This is a genomic window from Parazoarcus communis SWub3 = DSM 12120, assembly GCF_003226565.1.
Classification (GTDB): Bacteria; Pseudomonadota; Gammaproteobacteria; order Burkholderiales; family Rhodocyclaceae; genus Parazoarcus; species Parazoarcus communis.
Genome location: NZ_QKOE01000018.1, coordinates 90927 through 97424, shown reverse-complemented (window position 1 = coordinate 97424; position 6498 = coordinate 90927). Strand labels below are relative to the sequence as shown.

4 protein-coding genes and 1 pseudogene are annotated in these 6498 nt (G+C 65.1%); all 5 read right to left on the bottom strand.

Translation table 11 applies throughout. The annotated features are described in order from the left end of the window. A partial coding sequence (locus DNK49_RS18950; RefSeq protein WP_133255126.1) for a DUF6531 domain-containing protein occupies positions 1–2089 on the bottom strand: 2089 nt, incomplete at its 3' end. 166 nt (positions 2090–2255) lie between these two features. Next, positions 2256–4339, bottom strand: a pseudogene (locus DNK49_RS25180) (type VI secretion system Vgr family protein). Continuing rightward, positions 4336–4965, bottom strand: a complete 630-nt coding sequence (locus DNK49_RS18935; protein ID WP_165843381.1) for an OmpA family protein — start codon at positions 4963–4965, stop codon at positions 4336–4338. The pseudogene DNK49_RS25180 and the gene DNK49_RS18935 overlap by 4 nt, the downstream one beginning before the upstream one ends. Positions 4966–5058: 93 nt before the next feature. Continuing rightward, on the bottom strand, positions 5059–5964 hold the full coding sequence (locus tag DNK49_RS18930; protein WP_110528307.1) for an SH3 domain-containing protein: 906 nt from the start codon (positions 5962–5964) through the stop codon (positions 5059–5061). 32 nt (positions 5965–5996) lie between these two features. Then, the gene (locus tag DNK49_RS18925) at positions 5997–6431 is read right to left on the bottom strand and encodes a DUF5675 family protein (RefSeq protein ID WP_110528304.1); all 435 of its coding nucleotides are present in this window, start codon (positions 6429–6431) and stop codon (positions 5997–5999) included. Between the last annotated feature and the right edge of the window lie 67 nt (positions 6432–6498).

The following is a 6498-nucleotide window of genomic DNA, read 5'->3' as shown; positions in this document are numbered from 1 at the left end:
GAAGACCGTAGCGGTGGGCGCAGGCATAGTGCCATGGATCCGCGGTCTGATTCGTATGCGACTGCGACTCGCGCACCACCCGTCCGGCCGCATCGAAGGCGAAGCGTACCTCGGCCGTGGGGCTGGTAAAGGAGGCCAGCTGGCCATCGGCGCGCCAGGCGAAATGCTCGGTGATCGCCGGCGCACACGCGGTGGCCGGCAGGTGACGGGCGATGAGACGGCCCACGGCGTTGTGTTCGTAACGCGTTACCGGTGCCTCGGGCAGGCTCGCCTCGGTGCGGGCGATGAGTTCGCCCGCGGCGTTGTAGGTGTAGTGCTGGGTACGGCGATCGAACCCGGTCTCGGTAATGAGGCGGTCCAACGCATCGTAGGCAAAGTGGGTCTGGGCCTCGTTCTCGTTGATGAGGGCGACCATGCGCCCGGCCACGTCGTAGCGGTAGCGCTGGGTGAGCCCACCCGCATCGCGATAGGCGGTGAGGCGCCCGAAGCGGTCCCACACCAGGGTGTCGGTGCGCGGATGCGCCTCGCCCTTGGCGCTGCGGGTGAGTTGGGTGACACGGCCCAAGGTATCGTACTGGTAAGCGATGCGACTGTCGTCGGGGCGATAGACGGCGATGACGCGCCCGAGGCGGTCATGTTCATAGCGGGTGGCTTCGCCCAGCGCGTTGCGCTCGGCCAGCAGCCGCCCTTCGCCGTCGTAGTCGAAGCGGTGGCTGCGCCCCGAACAGTCGGTGTGTGTGGTGAGCTGACCCAGTCGGTTCCACTCGAGTCGGCGCACGCCACCGCGCGCATCGGTGATGGTGGTGGGGCGGTCGGGCAGGTCGATGTCGTCGTAGGTGTAGGCGGTGGTGGTGCCGTCCGGCGCGGTGACGAGCACGGGACGGGCGCGTTCATCACGCTGGATCTTCCAGGTCTGCCCCTCCGGGCCGCGGATCTCACGCGCGGCGCCGGTGTCATCATCGAGCGCATAGTGCCAGGCGCTGCCATCGGGTAGGCTGCGCGCGGTGAGCCGCCCCTGGCCGTCGTAGCGCGAGGTGGTGCGCCGCCCCAGGGGGTCGATGCTGGCGATCTGACGACCGAAGCCGTCGTATTCGAAGGCCAGCTGCGAGCCGTCGGCGCGGGTGTGGCCGGTCCAGCGCGTGTCGGGGCCTTCGCCTTCGAAGTCGTAACGCTCGGTGCGCCCCAGGCTGTCGGTGACCTCGGTGTGCCCGGCGTGGTAGGCGAACTGACGGCTCAGCCCATCGGTCTCGGTCTGGCGCAGTACCCGGCCCTCGGGGCCGGGGGTGTCCCACGCGTAGTGCAGTGCGATGCCGCCGGGCTGGCTGTGGCCGGCCATGACGGAGCCGGTCCAGGTGAATTCACGCACGATCTGGCCACTGCGGTCACGCACTGCCACGAGACGGGCGGCGCTGTCGTAGTCGTAGCGCACCAGCCAGTCGGTCTCGGGCGCGTGCGGGTCGACACCGTAGGGCGTGCGCGGCGTATCGCGCGGTGCGAAGGGCGAGGGGCTGGTGGGGACCAGCGCCACGCCGTGCAGGCGCGAGCGCTCGGCCACCATGACATAAAAGAAGAGGTAGCGACGCCCGGCGCTATCGACGACGGTGGCCGGACGGCCCTGGCGCCAGGCGAACTCGGTACGGTAGCCGTGGGCGTCGAACTCGGCCACGAGCCGCCAGTCCTCACCCTGGGGGGCAAAGTGCAGGGCCTCGGTGCCGCGCACGACGAAGATCGCCTCGGGCTGGTGTTGCAGCGCCTCGGGGATGAAGGCCCAGCGCCCGGTCCACGGCGCCAGCGCCTCGGCCTGCGGGACGACCGGGCCGCCGCGGCGGATCCACAGCGCTTCGGACGGCGAGAAGCGGGCCTCGCCGGGCGCGAGCGGACCGAAGGTAATACGCCGCCCCTGGGCGTCGATGAGCACGGTGGCGGTGTCGCTGACCTCCAGCCCGAGGCCCTCGCCGGGGATGGACCAGCCCGGGCCCAGGGCGCTGTCGCGCGCATCGCTCGAGACATAGCTGCGGGTAAAGGCGAAGGGGGCGGGGGCGACGAGGGCAAAGTCGGTCTCGGCCGGCAGCAGCTTGACCCCGAGCACCGGGTTCACCGGCCACCCGACGGTGGGCTTGCAGGTGGGGCAGCGGTCGGCTGCGCCTTCGGCGGCGTCGCCGATGAGCACCGTGGCCGAGCCGGTGACGATCTTGCCTTTGACGACCGAGTCGCCGATGCGGGCGGCGGGTTTGCCACTCATGAGGGGATCCTTGTCAGGCGTTGATCTTGACCAGCGTCGAGAGAATCTCGATCAGGGCGGGGGTCAGGCGCACCGTACTGGCGCCGCACGAGAGCACGAGCTCTTCGCTGGCGGTGAGTTCGATGCGCTTGGCGCTGACCTTTCGCGTCTCGGTGACGTTGAGGGTGTCGTTCTTGCTGACCGTGGTACTGCGGTCCGAGCCCACTGTCTCGGTCTTGTTCATGCCGGTCGCCTCCACCCGGATGGCACCGACCATCGAGGTGTGGAGCAGACCGACGTTCTCGCTGTGCATCATCCCGACGTTGAACATGGACACCATGCCGATGGTCTCGGTCTTGATGGTGCCCACATTGACCGACCACTTCTTGCCGATCTTGTCGGTCTCGTTCTGGTCGATGGTCTTCTTGCGGCTCTTGTGGACGGTGACCGACTCGTTGCCGTCGACGGTTTCAGTGCGGTTCTTGTGGACGGTGATGGTTTCGTTGGCATCGACCGTCTCGGTGCGGTCGCGCTTGACGTGGGTGGTCTCGTCGCGGTCGATGGTCTTGGTGCGGTCCTGGCCGACCCAGTGGGTCTCGTCGAGCTTGACCTCGATGTCCTGGTTGCGCTCTGCGTGGATCCACAGCTGCTCGGCGCCCTTCAGATCCTCGAAACGGATGGCGTTGGCGTTGGCGGCGGATCCGCCCAGGGAGGAGCGGGTGAGAAAGCCCGACTGGGTCTTGTTGGCGGGCAGGGCCCAGGGGGGCATCTGCTCGGCGTTATAGACGCGCCCGGTGATGATGGGGCGGTCGGGGTCGCCGTGCTCGAAATCGACGATGACTTCCTGGCCGATGCGCGGCAGGTGGATGGCGCCGAAGTGGCTGCCGGCCCAGGGTTGGGCGACACGGATCCAGCAGGTGTCGGTACCGTCTTTCTTGCCGTAGCGGTCCCAATGGAAGTGCACCTTGACGCGGCCGTACTGGTCGGTGTGGATCTCTTGGCCGGGCGGGCCGACGACGATGGCGGTCTCGACGCCGCGGGTACGTGGCTTGGGGTGGCGAGTAGCGGGCGAAAGGGGCGGTTGGCGGGCATGGCCTCGACGGTGATGCACATGCGGCTAGCCTCGGTTGTGGTGGCGCCTTCGTAATCGTTGTCGGCTATGTCGTAGTTGGCGGCGACGATGAGGAGCTCGCGGTTCTGGTCGGGCCGCGGGTGTTCGCGCAGGACGAGTCGATGGCCGGGGGCGGCGCCGCGCACGCGCCCGGCTAGCAGCACGGTCTCCTGTGCACGTTGGAGTCGCTCAAGGGTGTTGGCTGCGTAGCGGCGACCGTCGGCAGGTTGAAGGTAGTCGCCGGGGTAGTGAAAGCGGGTGTAATGGTCGAACAGGTGTCCGCGGGGGTCGGCGTGCTCGGTGGTGAGGTTGGCCGAGGGGTGTTCGAAGTCGTAGTCGGTGTGGATCAGACGGCCGGGTTCGACGCGTCGGCTCAGGCGCCAACTGTCGAAGTGGTCCTCGTCGGCGCGGGCCTCGGTGCCGTCGTAGTAGGGTACCGAGGCGTAGCCGGGAAATTCGGTATGGGTCGAGAAGTGATCGGCCAACACCAGGGTCTCGCCGTCGGCGCTATGTTCAAACCAGAAGTAGATGCCTTCATGTTCCAACTGGCGGCAGATGAAGGTAAGGTCGGTTTCTCTGTACTGGACGAGATAGGTCCAGGTCTTGTAGGTGGCCTTCAGCCGCATGTCAAAGCGCACCGCGTTTTCGCCGAGGACTTGGTAAAGGATGTCGGGCACGCTGCGGTTCTGCCAGATACGGAAGCCGGCACGGCGCGAGGCGTGCCACAGACGGGGGGCAACGGTGGCCTCATAAACCCAGTGCCGGCCGTGCTTGCCGATGGCTGCGAAGTCGATCATCTGGCCGCTGAGGTAGCGCCGGCCGCGTCGGTCGGTTTCCAGTTCCACCGCGCAACGCTCGCCGATCTGCGCTTGGCAGTCGATATCTCGCTCGGCGGACTTGAAGCGCACCTTGAAACAGTAGAGCGTGGATAGCGCCTCCCGACCCGTTAGGCTTACCGCCCAGAGCGCGTCGCCTAGCGGCGTGGACGCTGACAACAGGCGGTTCATGGTGCAGTCCTTTCCAATGGCGCGTCGTTTGGTGGGGGCGCGGCAGATTCGGCCGTAGCGTTGAACGAATAGGCCGGAATCAGTAGATCGACACGGCGGTTAACTGCGCGGCCTTCACGCGAACTGTTTGAGGTGAGAGGCTCCGTGTCGCCCTTGCCTTCATGAGTGATTCGCGCGGCGTCTACGCCGAGTTCGATCAGCGCGTTACGCACGACCTGGGCTCGTTGCAGGGATAGTTCGACGTTTTGCTGTGCGGGTCCGACGTTATCGGTATGGCCGATGACTCGTACCGCGAGCGTTGGGTGGGCACCCAGTGTTGTAGCGATATGTTCGAGTACTGGGAGGATAGCCGGATTGATTGTCGTGCTGGCGCTGCGGAACAGATCGCCCGAACGGATACGGACCACGGTTTCGCGGTTCTTGAGTTCGGTGATGCTGAGATGAGGGTCAAGTCTAAGCGTCTGGATGGCTTGATCCCGTTCATTGACCCAGGTTTTGTGTTCCCGCTCCTGTGGCGTAGTGGCATCGGAAGGGGGCAACGGAGCCTGTTCTTGAGAAGTGGCGCAAGCTCCGAGCAGCAGCAACAGCAGGAGGGATGAAAGCAGCTTATGTGGTAAGCGAGGCATGAGTCTGGATTCCTGTTGAGGTCCGGATGAGCCAGGGATCGGTTGGTGTGCAAGATCCATTTCGCGGATGGGGTGGCGTGGCCCGTGATGGTGTCAATTGATGACCTGCAATTCGCCACGCCGGACGTAGCCGCGGGAAGATTGTTCAGTGCTTTTCACTGCGGCGGGAAGGGCGCTGCGCAAGACCTCGACTTCGACCCATTCGTCGTTGACCGTCCGTAGCTTGAGTACCTGGCTGCCGGCATCGAGTTGCATGACTGCGTCGCTGTCGGCGTCAGGCGTCTGTCTGAGCACGACGGACCGATCCGGTGCGCCGGGCTTGAGCTGGTAGTACTCGTAATAGGGCGCCCGTCCGGCGCATCCTGCTTCTTGCTCGGCTTGGCGCACGGTCTCCTGCAGGCGAAATGCCGGGATATCGGCGACGGTCCTGCCGATGCTGGAGAAGTCGCTGAAGAAGAATCGTCTGTCGCATTCGATCAACGAAGACAGGTGTCGCACCCGCAACCGGACATGGGTGAGCGCATACCCTTCCCGGTAGCGGAAGAACTCCGGCGGCACGCTGGGAAAGAACTGATCCAGAATGGGGATGGCGGCTTCGAGGGGGAATTCGGTATCGAACACGTCTCCTGCCGTGGGGGTGCCGCGGTAGAGTTGGATGATCGTGGGTGATGCCGGGGGGCGCCCGTCGTCGGCGATGCTCGGCAAGGCGTCGAGTGACCGCCGGTCGGGGAAGAACCGCAGAAACAGGGTCCGCTGCTCGGTCTTGCCGTCCGGCCATGAGGGAACCCAGTAGGCTTGGAGGACGCCGGAAAGTCTGGCGTCTCCCGAGAATTCGATGCGCCCCGTCTGCGCCGAGCGGGTTGCGTCATGGAGAATGCCTGACGCAGCAGGCACGATGATGGCTGCCTGGCCATTGGTTGGGGCGGCGGCTGCAAGAAGGTGCGCTAGCCCGAAGGCGAGTATCGAGACGACACGGCTGAGAATGTTGGGTTTCGACATTGCGCTTGAATGGGGATGGATTCGGGAATGGGCTATTGATAGCTGGAGGAAATCGAGAGGTTGACGTTTTCGATGCCGTTGGATTGGAGAAACGCTTTGAGCGTTTGCAGCATGGATACGCTGGAGCCGACGAAATCGGTTCCTCGCGTTTCGCCCACCAGCAGGCAGCCGTCGGTGTTGTGCGGATAGTTGCCGTTGTGGATGAGAATGTACCGTCCTTCTGACACTTGGTTGTTGTAGAGGAGCGGGACTGGGTTGTGCTGCTTGACGGCGTCGATGTTGCTGTTGTGCCACTTCAGTCTGTAGATGCCTTCCGGTATGCGCAAGCGTAGTCCGGCCTGCGTGGTATCCGGGCCGGGGCGTTCGAGGACGTAGCCCTTGATCGAACCATTGTTGGCCGTGAGCACACTTACCGTGGCGTTGGCGGTTTCCCACTTTCTGACGATTTCGATGGTGCTGATGCTCATGGTGCGGCATCTCCGGCTGATGACGATATCCGATAAGGTGCGGCCAGGGCGCGTGCCCCGGCCGCAA